This window comes from Streptomyces glomeratus (assembly GCF_021462825.1).
Lineage (GTDB): Bacteria > Actinomycetota > Actinomycetes > Streptomycetales > Streptomycetaceae > Streptomyces > Streptomyces glomeratus.
On the sequence record NZ_JAKEEB010000013.1, the window covers coordinates 99,800 to 114,802 of the forward strand.

Consider the following 15,003-nt stretch of genomic DNA (forward strand, 5'->3'; position numbering starts at 1 on the left):
CAGGACTCCGTGGGGCCGTCGCCGGTCACGAAGAAAGGGCCGTACCCCATGGGGTACGGCCCTTCTCTGCGTTGCTCAAGCCGAGCCCGGCGTCAGGCCGCGACGACCTCGATGTTGACCTTGGCGGCAACCTCGGGGTGAAGACGCACGGACGTCTCGTGGGCGCCCAGCGTCTTGATCGGGGCACCCAGCTCGATGCGGCGCTTGTCGACCTCGGGGCCACCGGAAGCCTTGATCGCCGAAGCGATGTCGGCCGGGGTGACGGAACCGAAGAGACGGCCGGCGTCGCCGGAGCGGACGGCCAGGCGGACCTTCACGCCCTCGAGCTGGGCCTTGACCTGGTTGGCCTGCTCGATGGTCTGAATCTCGTGGATCTTGCGAGCGCGACGGATCTGCTCGACGTCCTTCTCGCCACCCTTGGTCCAGCGGATCGCGAACTTCCGCGGGATCAGGTAGTTGCGAGCGTAACCGTCCTTGACGTCGACGACGTCACCGGCAGCGCCGAGGCCGGAGACCTCGTGGGTGAGGATGATCTTCATGAGTCGGTCACCCTTCCCTTATCGCGCGGTGGACGTGTAGGGCAGCAGCGCCATCTCACGGCTGTTCTTGACGGCCGTGGCGACGTCACGCTGGTGCTGCGTGCAGTTGCCGGTCACGCGGCGGGCACGGATCTTGCCGCGGTCGGAAATGAACTTCCGCAGCATGTTCGTGTCCTTGTAGTCCACGTACGTGACCTTGTCCTTGCAGAAAGCGCAGACCTTCTTCTTCGGCTTGCGCACAGGCGGCTTCGCCATGGTGTTTCTCCTGTGTGATCAAGAAGTTGGGGATACGGCCCACCCTCGACCCGTCCGGGTCCGGGGACCCGGCACAAAGGCCTAGAAGGGGGGCTCGTCCGAGTAGCCGCCACCGCCGCCGGAGCCACCGCCCCAGCCGCCACCCTGGCCGCCACCGCCCTGGCCGCCACCGGCGGGGGCGCCGGTCGCCCAGGGGTCGTCGGCCGGAGCGCCGCCCTGCTGGCCGCCACCGGGGCCTCCGCCCCAGCCGCCGCCACCCTGGCCGCCACCGCCGCCGTAACCGCCCTGGCCACTGCGGGCGCCGGCCGCGGTCTTGGTGACCTTGGCCGTGGCATTGCGCAGGCTCGCGCCGACCTCGTCGACGTCGAGCTCGTAGACCGTGCGCTTGACGCCCTCACGGTCCTCGTAGGACCGCTGCTTCAGCCGGCCCTGCACGATGACGCGCATGCCTCGCTGGAGCGACTCGGCGACGTTCTCCGCCGCCTGGCGCCAGACCGAGCAGGTCAGGAAGAGGCTCTCGCCGTCCTTCCACTCGTTGGTCTGGCGGTCGAAGGTGCGGGGAGTGGACGCGACGCGGAACTTCGCGACCGCCGCACCGGACGGGGTGAAGCGCAGCTCGGGGTCATCGACAAGGTTGCCGACGACCGTGATGACGGTCTCGCCTGCCATGGGGGAACCTCTCGGCGGGTTTGCTGCTGGCTGCTTGTGCTGCTACTCGAATCCCGAGATCAGCTGAGCGGAAGCTCAGTGGGTCTCGGGGCGGAGGACCTTGGTCCGGAGGACCGACTCGTTCAGGTTCATCTGGCGGTCGAGCTCCTTGACGACCGCAGGCTCGGCCTGCAGGTCGATGACCGAGTAGATGCCCTCGGGCTTCTTCTTGATCTCGTACGAGAGACGACGACGGCCCCAGGTGTCGACCTTCTCGACCTTTCCGCCACCGTCACGGACGACAGAAAGGAAGTTCTCGATCAGCGGGGAGACAGCGCGCTCCTCGAGATCGGGGTCGAGGATGACCATCACCTCGTAGTGACGCATGTGGAACCCACCTCCTTTGGACTCAGCGGCCACGGTCGTTCCGTGGCAGGAGGGTTGTGATGCGTACGCAACAGTGCCCGCCACTCAATCAGCCGCCACTGACAATCAGGGTCGGTAGACGATTGACCTGGCTCGGCCTGGGCAGACACCGGTGCAGACGGTACAGAGTACCCGCACACGAGCTTCCGGTTGAAATCAGGCCGCGAAGGCCGTCAATCTGTACACATCGGGTGTGTAAGGCGCTACGATGCGCCGCCTTCCGCAGGAGGTGCCCCATGGCACAGGTATTGCGACCCAACACCACCGGCTCCCTGTTGGCCACGGACGGAAAGGCCCATCCCGTCCAGGACACCTTTCTCCTGGTGACCCTGGCGCTGGGGATCACGGCCTTCGTCACGGCCTTGGTCTCCCAGGGCCTGCATCTGGTCAGTTCCTGGACCGGCCTGGTGGGGATCTTCACCGGCGCGTACGGTCAGTTCATCTCCGTCACGACCCGTCAGCGCTTCGGACTGATCCTGGGGCTCGGCGCCTCGGCCATCGGCTTCTTCCTCGGCATGGCCCATGGCGGCCTCTTCGGCGGGCTCCTCGGCAGCTGACCGGTGAGGTGGCCGGCCGGGCCGCGGGGCCGGCCGGCCACCTCATGGCACACAGGTTCCATACGGCCAGACGGGGCGCTCGCGGGGCGCAGTAGGCTTCGGCGCGAGAGCCGGAGCCCCTGTACCCATGGGGACACACCAGCCCGAGGAGCGCCCCGTATGAGCCTGACCCTGAGGACGATCAGTCGCGAGCAGCATCTGGCATACATCCAGAGCCTGCCGGCGGCGAGCCACATGCAGGTCCCGGCCTGGGCAGATGTCAAGGCGGAGTGGCGCTCCGAGAACCTCGGCTGGTTCGACAAGAACGGCGAACTGGTGGGCGTCGGACTGGTGTTGTACCGCCAGCTGCCCAAGATCAAGCGCTATCTCGCCTACCTTCCCGAGGGTCCGGTCATCAACTGGTTCGCGCCGAACCTGGACGACTGGATCCAGCCGATGCTCGCCCACCTCAAGCACCAGGGCGCGTTCTCCGTGAAGATGGGCCCGCCGGTGATCATCCGGCGCTGGGAGGCCAACTCCATCAAGCAGGGCATCCAGGACCCGGACGTGAAGCGCCTGCGCGACATCGAGGCCGACTTCATCGAGCCGCGCGCCTTCGAGGTGGCCGACAAGCTGCGCCGCATGGGCTGGCAGCAGGGCGAGGACGGCGGCGCCGGCTTCGGCGATGTGCAGCCCCGCTACGTCTTCCAGGTTCCGCTCGCCAACCGCTCTCTGGAAGAGGTCCACAAGAACTTCAACCAGCTGTGGCGCCGCAACATCAAGAAGGCCGAGAAGGCCGGGGTCGAGGTCGTCCAGGGCGGTTACCACGACCTCGAGGAATGGCAGCGGCTCTACGAGATCACGGCCGTGCGCGACCACTTCAGGCCGCGCCCGCTGTCGTACTTCCAGCGCATGTGGACGGCTCTCAACACCGAGGACCCCAACCGCATGCGGCTTTACTTCGCCCGGCACAACGGCGTCAATCTGTCGGCGGCGACGATGCTGATCGTCGGAGGGCACGTCTGGTACTCCTACGGCGCCTCCGACAACATCGGCCGCGAGGTCCGTCCCTCCAACGCGATGCAGTGGCGGATGCTGCGCGACGCCTACGCGCTCGGCGGGACCGTCTACGACCTGCGCGGTATCTCCGACTCACTGGACGAGACGGACCACCTCTTCGGCCTGATCCAGTTCAAGGTGGGCACGGGCGGGCAGGCCGCTGAGTACCTCGGCGAGTGGGACTTCCCGCTGAACAAGCTGCTCCACAAGGCACTCGACATCTACATGTCGCGCCGCTGACGCCGGACCCCGCGTGCCGGACCGCCCGAGCGGTCCGGCGGGCCCCCGGCCCGGCGGATCCGTCACAATTCCCTTTCAGACCTCTGATACACCGCAGCCACGAGAAAGGTTCCGGGACCGGCCATGGCGCTCACGCTCTACGTCGACACCGCGCGCTGGCGGGCACACCACAAGCACGTCCAGGAGCAGTTCCCGGGGCTCGTCCCGGTCTGCAAGGGCAACGGCTACGGCTTCGGCCACGAGCGGCTGGCGGAAGAGGCCACGCGGCTGGGCTCGGACGTTCTCGCCGTGGGCACGACGTACGAGGCGGCCCGGATCAAGGACTGGTTCGGTGGTGACCTGCTCGTGCTGACTCCGTTCCGGCGCGGCGAGGAACCGGTACCGCTGCCGGACCGCGTCATCCGGTCGGTCTCGTCCGTGGACGGCGTGTACGGACTCGTGGGCGCCCGTGTGGTCATCGAGGTGATGTCCTCGATGAAACGGCACGGGGTGAGCGAGCAGGACCTGCCGCAGCTGCACTCGGCCATCGAGAACGTCCGGCTGGAGGGCTTCGCCATCCACCTTCCGCTCGACCGCACGGACGGCTCGGACGCCGTCGAGGAGGTCATCGGCTGGATGGACCGGCTGCGCGCGGCCCGGCTGCCGCTGCACACGATGTTCGTCAGCCACCTCAAGGCGGAGGAGCTGGTCCGTCTGCAGCAGCAGTTCCCGCAGACCCACTTCCGGGCCCGCATCGGCACCCGGCTGTGGCTGGGAGACCACGAGGCGACCGAGTACCGCGGGGCGGTCCTGGACGTCACGCGTGTCTCCAAGGGCGAGCGCTTCGGCTACCGGCAGCAGAAGGCGGCCTCCGACGGCTTCCTGGTCGTCGTGGCGGGAGGAACGTCCCATGGGGTGGGCCTGGAGGCTCCCAAGGCACTGCACGGCGTCATGCCGCGCGCCAAGGGCGTCGCCCGGGCCGGCCTGGCGACGGTGAACCGGAATCTCTCGCCGTTCGTCTGGGCGGGCAAGCAGCGCTGGTTCGCCGAACCCCCGCACATGCAGGTCTCGATCCTGTTCATCCCCGCCGACGCGACGGAGCCGAAGGTGGGCGACGAACTGGTGGCCCATCTGAGGCACACCACCACTCAGTTCGACCGCCTCGTCGACCGCTGACCCAGAGCGCCGACCGCCGCCCGAGGCGGAACAGCACCAAGGCCGCACACGGAAACCCGTGTACGGCCTTGTGCGTGGTGGCCCGGCGGCCTGTTCGCTCAGGGCGAACCGTCCCTCGGGGGCTCTGCGCCCCGGCCGCCCCACTCCACATGGGACCCCTCGAAGTGCGCCGCGTGCCGCGGTGGATGCGCGGCGGCCCCCAGCACGAAGACGTCCTCTGCACCGTCCAGCACACCGCCGGACGGGTCGTCGTCACCGGCCCGGCGCACCATGTCCCGTTCCGGCATGAAGATGTCCCGCACGACGACGGCACACAGATAGAGCGTCCCCAGCAGGTGGACCGCGATGACGCATTGGTATCCGTCCGTGGGCAGCCCCTTGTGGGCGTCTCCGCTGGTCGTGTACGCGAGGTACGTCCAGATCCCCAGGAAGTACGCCACCTCGCAGGCCTGCCAGATCAGGAAGTCCCGCCAGCGCGGCCGGGCCAGTGCGGCGAGGGGGACCAGCCAGAGCACGTACTGCGGCGAGTAGACCTTGTTGGTGAGGATGAACGCCGCCACGATCAGGAACACCAGCTGGGCGAATCGGGGGCGGCGGGGGGCCGTCAGCGCGATGGCCGCGACAACCGCACAGGCCACGACCATCATGACCATGGCCCAGGTGTTGGCCGTGTCCGCGGTGATGTTGATGTCGAACCAGCGCGAGACGAACAGGAAGACCGATCCGAAGTCGACACCGCGCTCCTTGCTGAAGCGGTAGAACTTCGACCAGCCCTGGGGCGCAAGGAACATCACCGGCACGTTGACCACGAGCCACGCCCCGACGGCGCCCAGCACGGCGGTCGTGAACTCCCGCCACTTGCCGGCCCGCCAGCACAGCACGAGCAGCGGTCCTAGCACGAGGAACGGATAGAACTTTGCCGCCGTCGCCAGTCCCACCAGGACTCCGAAAGCCAGGGCGCTGCCACGCGACCACATCAGCATCGCGACGGCCAGCAGGGCCACGGCGAGCAGGTCCCAGTTGATGGTCGCCGTCAGCGCGAAGGCGGGCGCGAGAGCGACCAGAAGGCCGTCCCAGGGCCGTCGTCGGTGGATACGCGCGGTGCACACGGCGATGACCACGGCACACACCAGGAGCATCCCGGCGTTGACCATCCAGTAGGTCTGCTCCCGGGACTGGAGGGCGCCGCTGCCCGGTGTCAGCCAGGAAGCGACCTCCATGAACACACCCGTGAGTACCGGGTACTCGAGGTAGTCCATGTCGCCGGGGAGCTTGTCGAAGTAGGGCACGAGCCCATCGGCGAAGCCGCGGCCCTGGTAGAGGTGCGGGATGTCCGAATAGCACGCGTGCGTGTACTGCGAGCTGGCGCCGAAGAACCAGCCGCTGTCGTAGCAGGGCAGCTTCTGGACCATGCCGAGGGCGAACAGGCCGATCGCGACGAGCGCCACGACCCGCACGGGAGTCCACCAGGACGTCCCGAGCAGTGCGCGTCGTCCGATGGGGCCACCGATCAGCTCGCTCCCGGCCGCGGCGACCTCGTCCTCCCGGGTCGGCCGCACCAGGTCCGGCTCCTGGACGCTCACTCGCATCGTCTCTCCACTGGGCATGGGGGCCATCCTGCCGCATGCACCTAGGAAAAAGCGGAGGGCCGCCCCACCTGATCGGTGGGACGGCCCTCTTCGGGCCCTGTTTCACGTGAAACGGAGAGTTTCACGTGAAACACGGTCGGTGACGGCTAACCGTTCGGGCCGCCGAAGATCCCACCATTGCCATTGCCTCGGCTGTTTCCGGTCCCGAAGGTCTCGGTCGGGCTCGAGGTCACCCCGCCCGTACTGCCGGCGTCGGTGCCGCCGCCGTTGGCACCACCGTTGTCGTTACCGCAGTTCCAACGGAAGTTGCCGCAGGTGTCGCTGGGCGTCGGCGTAGGGGAGATGAGCGTCTCACTCGGCGTCGGGGTCGGCGTCGGGCTCGATGTGATGCTCGGCGTGGGCGTGGCGGTCACGCTCGGGCTCGGGGTGTCGTTCACGACCACACCGATGGGCTCGGGTGTCGGGAAGGTCTTCACCGGCTCGTTCTTGAGCGCCTGAAGCATGTAGTCGTGCCAGATCTCGGCCGGGAACGAGGCGCCGTGGATCTCCTTCTTGCCGCCTGTTCCATACATCTTCAGGAACTCACGCGACTTGTTGTTCTCGTTGTCGTCCATCCGGAACATGTCGATCGCGGTCGCCAGCTGAGGGGTGTACCCGACGAACCATGCGGACTTGTTGCCGTCCGTGGTACCGGTCTTGCCCGCGACCTCGCGGCCGGGCAGCTGCGCGGCGGTGCCGGTGCCCTTGTCGACCACGGTCCTCAGGACGTCGGTCACGTTGTCGGCGACCTTCGAGGTGAAGGCCTCCTGGGGCTTGCTCTTGTGCTGGAAGACCGTGCCGTCCTGGTTCGTGACCTTCTGGACCGAGTACGGGTCGTTCTGCTGACCACTGGCCGCGAAGGTGGCGTAGGCGCCGGCCATACGAATGGCACTGGGATCGGAGGTTCCGATGGAGAACGACGGGTAGTTGGCGCTCGCGAGACTGGTCTTGAGGATGCCCGCGCTCAGAGCCGCCTCCTTGACCTTGTCCAGACCGACATCCATGCCGAGCTGGACATAGGCGGAGTTCACCGAGTACTGCATGGCCTCACGAAGATCGATCTTGTAGTCCGGCGGGTGGCCCACCGACTCGTTGCCGTCATTCGCCTGCAGCCACTCCTCGCCCTTCTCGTTCTTCCAGATCTCGCGGTTGTACTCCCTGATCTTCAGCTTGTTCTGACCGCTGTAGAGGCTCTTCGGCGAGACGATGGTGCGTTCGTCCTGTGCCTGCGACTCGCCGAGATCCGGGTTGCGCTTGCCCCACGACATCGCCGCCGCCAGCACGAACGGCTTGAACGTGGAGCCCACCTGCGCACCGGTCTGGTCGGCGTTGTTGGTGAAGTGCTTGGTCGCATCCTCACCGCCGTAGATGGCCTTGATGGCACCGGTGGACGGATCCACGGAAGCTCCGCCGAACTGGACGTATTTGTCCGTTTTCGGGCGCAGTTTCGGTTTGATGTTGGCCTTCTGCACGTTCTTGACGGCGGTCTCGAGCTGGCGGACCTTCGTCTTGTCGAAGGTGGTGTAGATCGAGTAGCCGCCCCGTTGCAGGTCGTTGGCCGTGATGTCGGTGTTGTTGATCAGGTAAGCCTTGGCGAGGTCGACGAGATAGCCGGTCTGGCCGCTCAGCCGGCTGTTCGACCGCGGGTTCTGGACCTTGGGCAGCTTGGTGTACTGGGCCCGCTCCGCCGGGCTCAGATGGCCGTACTCGACCATCTTGTTCAGGGTGTCCTGCATCTGGAGCAGGGCCCGCCTGCTGTTGGCCTGCGCCGTGGCCTTGGGATCGAGGGACGTCGCCCCGGCCGGGTCGTAGTACGTGGCGCCCTTGAGCATCGCGGCCAGGAAGGCGCACTCGCCCGCATTCAGATCGGTGGCGTCCTTGTTGAAGTACGCGCGCGAGGCCGCCTGAAGCCCGTAGGCGCTCCGCCCGTAGTAGGCGGAGTTCAGGTAGCCGGCCATGATGTCTTCCTTGTGGACCTCGGCGCCCACCTTGATCGCGACGAAGATCTCCTTGAACTTCCTGGAGATCGTCTGCGACTGGTCGTCCAGCATCGCGTTCTTCACGTACTGCTGGGTGATGGTGGAACCGCCCTGCGTCTGACCGCCCCGGGCCATGTTGAACAAGGCGCGCGCGATGCCCTTGGGGTCGACGCCGCTGTCGGTCTCGAAGGTCTTGTTCTCCTGGGAGATGACGGCGTACCGCATGTTCTTCGGAATCTGCGCGTAGTTGATGATCTGGCGGTTGACCTCACCGCCGGTGGCGACCATCTGACTGCCGTCCGACCAGTAGAAGACGTTGTTCTGGGCCTTCGCCGTCTTGGCCACGTCCGGAATGGTCACCATCGCGTAGCCGACGCCCGCGACGGCCACCATGGTCCCTATGAAGCCGATGAACAGCCCCGTCACCAGCTTCCATGACGGCACCCAGCGGCCGAAGCCGGACTTGCCCGCTCTCGGGTAGTCGATGAATCGCTTCCGGGGCGGAGGACCGTTGCGCCCCCTGCCCCGGCCGGGCCCGGGGGCGTCGGCCGTTCTGCGCCGACTGCCACCGCTTCTCTGGGCCGCCCGCCGGGCCTCGGCACGGCCGGCGTACGGGCGCTCTTCTCCTCCCGTTGCATAGGAGCCGGAAGGAGACCCGGTGGCGCCTCCCGGTGCAGCGCGGCGGCCGGGGGGCGCCGATTGACCGCGTCGGGCCGCGGCACGTCCGCCTCCCTGCGGCTGCGGCGGTTTGCGACGGTGCTCGCTCATCGAACGATTACTCCTCGGGCAGGCGCATCGAGCGCCTGGCAACGGCGGCAGGTTTCCGGTCCCCCCCAAGTACGGATGCGGTCGTTTTCGCATTCATCCGTACTGCACCGAGGACGAGGACGTCCCCGGGCGCCACTCGGTTCCCGGTGATGTGCATGCCGCACAGACTACGCACCGCCAAAACCCGCCGAGTCCTGAAGTTCATCCCAAAACAGGCAACTTGCATCCTGCGAATCGGTGATGTGACCCCGTTCACCCTGCCCCCTCTTGTCGCACCCGAAGGGGCGTTCTATCGTGCTGATGTATCGAGTCGATACATCAGCACGGTATAAAGACCGTACGGACGAGACAGCGGCAGGGAGGAGGCGCACATGAGCCGGCGTTCCGGGATCCTCGAGTTCGCCGTCCTCGGTCTGCTCCGCGAGTCCCCGATGCACGGCTATGAGCTGCGTAAACGGCTCAATACGTCACTGGGTGTATTCCGCGCGTTCAGCTACGGGACGCTCTACCCGTGCCTCAAGACGCTGGTCGCCAACGGCTGGTTGATCGAGGAGACGGGCGATACCAGCGACGACGCCCACGCGGCTACACTCGCGGGGCGGCGCGCCAAGATCGTTTACCGGTTGACGGCCGAAGGCAAGGAGCACTTCGAGGAACTGCTCTCCCAGACGGGGCCCGACGTGTACGAGGACGAGCACTTCGCCGCTCGCTTCGCCTTCTTCGGGCAGACGTCCCGCGACGTGCGCATGCGCGTCCTGGAGGGCCGCCGCAGCCGGCTGGAGGAACGCCTGGAGAAGATGCGGGCCTCCCTGGCGCGCACCCGGGAGCGTCTCGACGACTACACCCTCGAGCTCCAGCGCCACGGGATGGAGTCCGTGGAGCGCGAAGTGCGCTGGCTGAACGAGCTCATCGAAAGTGAGCGGGCCGGACGGGACCTCAGGGGTTCCAACGCCGACGGCACCGCTCACGGCAGCACATCTGGAGAGACGGGCGGCCTGCCCCGGCACCGGGACAGCACCCGGCCGGATCCGTCCGACGACACCACCACGTGAGGTCCAGTCGGGGCTTCACCTCGCACACACAGGGAGCAACCGGAATGGGTTCGGTTCGCGTAGCCATCGTCGGCGTGGGCAACTGCGCCGCATCGCTGGTGCAGGGAGTCGAGTACTACAAGGACGCCGACCCGGCGTCCAAGGTCCCGGGTCTGATGCACGTCCAGTTCGGTGACTACCACGTCCGTGACGTGGAGTTCGTCGCCGCCTTCGACGTGGACGCCAAGAAGGTCGGCCTCGACCTGGCGGACGCCATCGGCGCCTCGGAGAACAACACCATCAAGATCTGCGACGTCCCCTCCACCGGCGTGACGGTCCAGCGCGGCCACACCCTCGACGGTCTCGGCAAGTACTACCGCGCCACCATCGAGGAGTCCGCCGAGGAGCCGGTCGACATCGTCCAGATCCTCAAGGACAAGCAGGTCGACGTCCTCGTCTGCTACCTGCCCGTCGGCTCCGAGGACGCGGCGAAGTTCTACGCCCAGTGCGCCATCGACGCCAAGGTCGCCTTCGTCAACGCCCTTCCGGTCTTCATCGCCGGCACCAAGGAGTGGGCCGACAAGTTCACCGAGGCGGGCGTCCCGATCGTCGGTGACGACATCAAGTCGCAGGTCGGCGCCACCATCACGCACCGCGTCATGGCGAAGCTGTTCGAGGACCGCGGCGTGATCCTGGACCGCACGATGCAGCTGAACGTCGGCGGCAACATGGACTTCAAGAACATGCTCGAGCGCGAGCGCCTGGAGTCCAAGAAGATCTCCAAGACGCAGGCCGTCACCTCCCAGATCCCCGACCGGGACCTCGGCGAGAAGAACGTGCACATCGGCCCGTCCGACTATGTGGCCTGGCTCGACGACCGCAAGTGGGCCTACGTCCGCCTCGAGGGCCGCGCCTTCGGTGACGTCCCGCTGAACCTGGAGTACAAGCTCGAGGTCTGGGACTCCCCGAACTCCGCGGGTGTCATCATCGACGCCCTGCGCGCCGCGAAGATCGCCAAGGACCGCGGCATCGGTGGCCCGATCCTCTCGGCGTCCTCGTACTTCATGAAGTCCCCGCCGGTCCAGTACTTCGACGACGAGGCCCGCGAGAACGTCGAGAAGTTCATCAAGGGCGAGGTCGACCGCTGATCCCGGCGTTCACCTGCGCACGGTGAAAGGGTCCCCAGGCCATGTGCCCGGGGACCCTTCGGGTATGTGAGGCTGGGGCCCATGTCCGTCGTGCGCGACCTGAGCGTCCTCCTGCGCTTTCAGGGCTTCCGGCGTCTGCTCGCCGTACGGCTGCTGTCCCAGGGAGCCGACGGTGTCTACCAGGTCGCACTCGCCGCCTATGTCGTCTTCTCCCCGGAGAAGCAGACCTCCGCCGCGGCCATCGCCTCCGCGATGGCGGTACTGCTCCTTCCGTACTCCCTCGTCGGCCCCTTCGCGGGAGTCCTGCTGGACCGCTGGCGGCGGCGCCAGGTCTTCCTCTACGGCAACCTGTTGCGCGCCCTGCTCGCCTGCGGCACAGCCGCTCTGATGCTCGGCCATGTCCCGGACTGGCTCTTCTACGTCTCCGCGCTCTGCGTCACCGCGATCAATCGCTTCATCCTCGCGGGCCTGTCGGCGGCGCTGCCCCACGTGGTCGACGGCGAACGCCTGGTGATGGCCAACTCGCTCTCCCCGACAGCCGGCACGCTCGCCGCGACCGCGGGCGGTGGACTCGCCTTCCTCGTGCGCCTGGTGGCCGAGGGCTCCGATGCGGCGGTGGTGCTGCTGGGCGCGACGCTGTATCTGGGCTCGGCCCTCGCCTCGCTCAGCCTGGCACCGGAACTGCTGGGCCCCGACCGGGAGTCGGTGTCACCGCGGCTGGGCACGGCTCTCGCCGGCACCCTGCACGCCCTTGTGGCGGGCGTACGCCATCTGGCGGAGCCCCCGCGCCGGGAGGCCGCCTGGGCGCTCACCGCGATGACGCTGATGCGGTTCTGCTACGGAGCACTGCTCGTCCTGCTGCTCATGTTGTGCCGGTACGCCCTGGCCTCGGACTCCGACCACGGCCTCGCCCTGCTGGGGCTGGCGCTGGGGGTGTCCGGTGCCGGTTTCCTCGCCGCGGCCGTGGTGACTCCCTGGGCGGCGGGACGGCTCGGTCCCGGCCGCTGGATCGTCGTGTGCGCAGCGGGGGCCGCGGTGCTGGAGCCCGCGCTCGGCCTTCCGTTCGCCACCGGGCCCATGCTGGTCGCGGCCTTCGTCCTGGGGCTGATCACGCAGGGGGCCAAGATCTCCACGGACACGATCGTCCAGTCGGCGGTCGAGGATGCCTTCCGGGGCCGGATCTTCTCGGTGTACGACGTACTGTTCAACGCCGCCTTCGTCGGCGCGGCCGGGCTCGCCGCCCTGATGCTGCCTCCTGACGGCCGATCAGCCGCCTTGGTGGTCACGGTCGCCGTTATCTACGCGGCAGTTGCTACGGCTATGTCCCGCTTCCAACACCGGTAAGTGTCACATCAAGGCTACGGAGCCCCCCTGAGCTTCAGTGTGTCAGTGGGGACCGGTAACTTACGTGCGTCTTACTTCGTACATGACACATCCACATTTGAGGGGACCCCGCAGTGACCACTCCGCCGCCCCAGGGCGCGAACCCTTACGCCCAGCAGCCCGGCGCGCCCATGGAGCAGCAGCCCGGTCAGCCCGGAGTTCCGCCGCAGCAGGCCGGCGGCCCCGGAGCCCCCGGGGCCCCCTACGCCCCGTTCCCGAACCAGGGAGCTCCCACCCCGATGCCCCCGCAGGCGGGCTCGGGTAAGCGCGCGGGTAAGAAGGCGCTGCGCATTGTCGGTCTCATCATCGTTGTCGTCATCGGCCTCGGCGTGAAGTTCGGCATCAGCTGGTGGGCGAACCAGACGGATGCGGAGACCACGAAGGTGGGCGCCTGCATGCACAACGAGGGTTCGAACTCCAAGGCGGACCTGAACGAGGTCGACTGCACCTCCAGTGAGGCCCAGTACAAGGTCGTCCAGAAGTTTGACGACACCACCGACGACAACAAGTGCGAGGCCGTCAAGGAGGCGACCATCGCCTACGTCCAGTACGGCAACGGCCACGACGTGGTGCTGTGCCTGAAGGAGAACAAGTAACACCTCGGTCTGCACAGACTGGGAGGGGCGATGTTTCACGTGAAACATCGCCCCTCCGTGCGTCCTGGGTGCATGTTTCACGTGAAACATGCACCGGCTCCCCGCCTCAGGAGCCTTGCTCGGCCCACCACTCCTTGAGCGCCGCCACTGCGGCATCGTGCTCCATCGGCCCGTTCTCCAGACGAAGCTCCATCAGGAACTTGTACGCCTGGCCGACGACCGGGCCGGGGCGGACGCCCAGGATTTCCATGATCTGGTTGCCGTCGAGGTCGGGTCGGATCGCGTCCAGCTCTTCCTGCTCCTGGAGCTGGGCGATGCGCTCCTCCAGGCCGTCATACGCACGGGAGAGCGCCATCGCCTTGCGCTTGTTGCGGGTGGTGCAGTCGGACCGGGTCAGCTTGTGGAGGCGGTCGAGGAGCGGGCCCGCGTCACGGACGTAGCGGCGCACCGCGGAGTCAGTCCACTCCCCGGTGCCGTAGCCATGGAAGCGCAGGTGGAGCTCGACCAGCCGGGAGACATCCCTCACCAGCTCGTTGGGGTACTTGAGCGCCGTCATTCGCTTCTTGGTCATCTTGGCGCCCACCACCTCATGGTGGTGGAAGGAGACACGGCCGTCCTTCTCGAAGCGACGCGTCCTCGGCTTGCCGATGTCGTGCAGCAGGGCGGCAAGCCGCAGGGTCAGATCCGGGCCCTCGTCCTCTAGCGCCATCGCCTGCTCCAGCACGATCAGCGTGTGGTCGTAGACATCCTTGTGCCGGTGGTGCTCGTCACGCTCCAGCCGCAGCGCGGGAAGCTCGGGCAGGATGTGGTCCGCAAGCCCCGTCTCGACCAGCAGCCTCAGTCCGTTTCGCGGCTGAGCGGACAGAAGCAGCTTGTTCAGCTCATCCCGTACACGCTCGGCGGACACGATCTCGATGCGCTCGGCCATCTCCTTCATCGCCGCGACGACCTCAGGAGCGACCTCGAAGTCCAGCTGAGCCGCGAACCGTGCGGCCCGCATCATCCGCAGCGGGTCGTCGGAGAACGACTCCTCAGGGGTGCCCGGTGTGCGCAGCACCCGGGCAGCGAGGTGGTCGAGCCCCTGGTGCGGATCGATGAACTCCTTCTCGGGCAGCGCGACGGCCATGGCGTTCACCGTGAAGTCACGGCGGACCAGATCCTGCTCGATCGAGTCGCCGTACGACACCTCGGGCTTGCGCGAGGTCCGGTCGTACGCCTCGGACCGGTAGGTCGTCACCTCGATCTGAAAGCGCTGGACAACGTCCCCGACGCGGGCCTCCTTCTGGGCGCCGACCGTGCCGAAGGCGATACCGACGTCCCATGTGGCGTCCGCCCACGGGCGCACGATCTTCAGCACATCCTCGGGGCGGGCGTCGGTCGTGAAGTCCAGATCATTGCCGAGCCTGCCGAGGAGGGCATCCCGCACCGAGCCGCCGACCAGGGCGAGCGAGAAGCCCGCCTCCTGGAAACGGCGGGCGAGGTCGTCGGCGACAGGGGACACCCGCAGCAGTTCACTCACCGCACGGTGCTGCACCTGGCTCAGGGCACTGGGGTTGTCTTCGTTGGCGTTCGGCACAACAGAAAAGGGTACGTGGCCCGCGCATGGGCGGGC

The 15,003-nt window shown here is 67.3% G+C and carries 14 protein-coding genes; 7 read left to right on the plus strand and 7 right to left on the minus strand.

Translation table 11 applies throughout. The features are described from left to right. Positions 1-92: 92 nt before the first annotated feature. The 4 genes from rplI to rpsF all read right to left on the minus strand — a co-directional run bounded on the left by rplI (position 93) and on the right by rpsF (position 1,829). Entirely contained in the window at positions 93-539 is a 447-nt protein-coding gene (gene rplI / locus LZ604_RS17900) for a 50S ribosomal protein L9 (RefSeq protein ID WP_030938854.1), read from the minus strand. A gap of 18 nt (positions 540-557) precedes the next feature. Beyond that, on the minus strand, positions 558-794 hold the full coding sequence (gene rpsR / locus LZ604_RS17905) for a 30S ribosomal protein S18 (protein WP_003949403.1): 237 nt from the start codon (positions 792-794) through the stop codon (positions 558-560). A gap of 81 nt (positions 795-875) precedes the next feature. Further along, positions 876-1,463 carry a single-stranded DNA-binding protein gene (locus tag LZ604_RS17910; RefSeq protein WP_234516264.1) on the minus strand — a complete coding sequence of 196 codons (588 nt, stop codon included), beginning with the start codon at positions 1,461-1,463 and terminating at the stop codon, positions 876-878. A gap of 75 nt (positions 1,464-1,538) precedes the next feature. Continuing rightward, a complete protein-coding gene (gene rpsF / locus LZ604_RS17915) occupies positions 1,539-1,829 on the minus strand; it encodes a 30S ribosomal protein S6 (protein ID WP_004985983.1) in 291 nt (96 codons plus the stop codon). A 275-nt stretch (positions 1,830-2,104) separates the two neighbouring features. Between rpsF and LZ604_RS17920 the strand changes: the two genes are divergently transcribed. The 3 genes from LZ604_RS17920 to LZ604_RS17930 all read left to right on the plus strand — a co-directional run bounded on the left by LZ604_RS17920 (position 2,105) and on the right by LZ604_RS17930 (position 4,858). Beyond that, positions 2,105-2,425 (plus strand): hypothetical protein, encoded by a 321-nt coding sequence (locus tag LZ604_RS17920; RefSeq protein ID WP_234516266.1) that lies wholly within the window; start codon positions 2,105-2,107, stop codon positions 2,423-2,425. 159 nt (positions 2,426-2,584) lie between these two features. Beyond that, positions 2,585-3,703 carry a peptidoglycan bridge formation glycyltransferase FemX gene (gene femX / locus LZ604_RS17925; protein ID WP_234516268.1) on the plus strand — a complete coding sequence of 373 codons (1,119 nt, stop codon included), beginning with the start codon at positions 2,585-2,587 and terminating at the stop codon, positions 3,701-3,703. Positions 3,704-3,826: 123 nt separating this feature from the next. Next, positions 3,827-4,858, plus strand: a complete 1,032-nt coding sequence (locus LZ604_RS17930; RefSeq protein ID WP_234516269.1) for an alanine racemase — start codon at positions 3,827-3,829, stop codon at positions 4,856-4,858. 98 nt (positions 4,859-4,956) lie between these two features. Here LZ604_RS17930 and LZ604_RS17935 read toward each other — a convergent pair whose 3' ends face one another. Together LZ604_RS17935 and LZ604_RS17940 are read right to left on the minus strand one after the other, a co-directional pair. Next, positions 4,957-6,465 (minus strand): glycosyltransferase family 87 protein, encoded by a 1,509-nt coding sequence (locus LZ604_RS17935; protein WP_234516271.1) that lies wholly within the window; start codon positions 6,463-6,465, stop codon positions 4,957-4,959. A gap of 128 nt (positions 6,466-6,593) precedes the next feature. Then, a complete protein-coding gene (locus tag LZ604_RS17940; RefSeq protein ID WP_234516272.1) occupies positions 6,594-9,233 on the minus strand; it encodes a transglycosylase domain-containing protein in 2,640 nt (879 codons plus the stop codon). Between the two features lie 371 nt (positions 9,234-9,604). Here LZ604_RS17940 and LZ604_RS17945 point away from each other — a divergent pair, with 371 nt between their 5' ends. The 4 genes from LZ604_RS17945 (at position 9,605) to LZ604_RS17960 (ending at position 13,391) form a co-directional block, all read left to right on the plus strand. Then, entirely contained in the window at positions 9,605-10,285 is a 681-nt protein-coding gene (locus tag LZ604_RS17945; RefSeq protein WP_234516274.1) for a PadR family transcriptional regulator, read from the plus strand. Between the two features lie 44 nt (positions 10,286-10,329). After that, on the plus strand, positions 10,330-11,412 hold the full coding sequence (locus tag LZ604_RS17950; RefSeq protein WP_234516275.1) for an inositol-3-phosphate synthase: 1,083 nt from the start codon (positions 10,330-10,332) through the stop codon (positions 11,410-11,412). A gap of 81 nt (positions 11,413-11,493) precedes the next feature. Beyond that, complete coding sequence (locus LZ604_RS17955; protein WP_234516277.1) at positions 11,494-12,756, plus strand: MFS transporter; 1,263 nt, start codon at positions 11,494-11,496, stop codon at positions 12,754-12,756. Between the two features lie 113 nt (positions 12,757-12,869). Next, entirely contained in the window at positions 12,870-13,391 is a 522-nt protein-coding gene (locus LZ604_RS17960; protein WP_234516279.1) for an LppU/SCO3897 family protein, read from the plus strand. A 106-nt stretch (positions 13,392-13,497) separates the two neighbouring features. On the opposite strand, the gene LZ604_RS17965 is transcribed toward LZ604_RS17960, so the two are convergent. After that, the gene (locus tag LZ604_RS17965) at positions 13,498-14,967 is read right to left on the minus strand and encodes a CCA tRNA nucleotidyltransferase (RefSeq protein WP_234516281.1); all 1,470 of its coding nucleotides are present in this window, start codon (positions 14,965-14,967) and stop codon (positions 13,498-13,500) included. Positions 14,968-15,003: the final 36 nt, after the last annotated feature.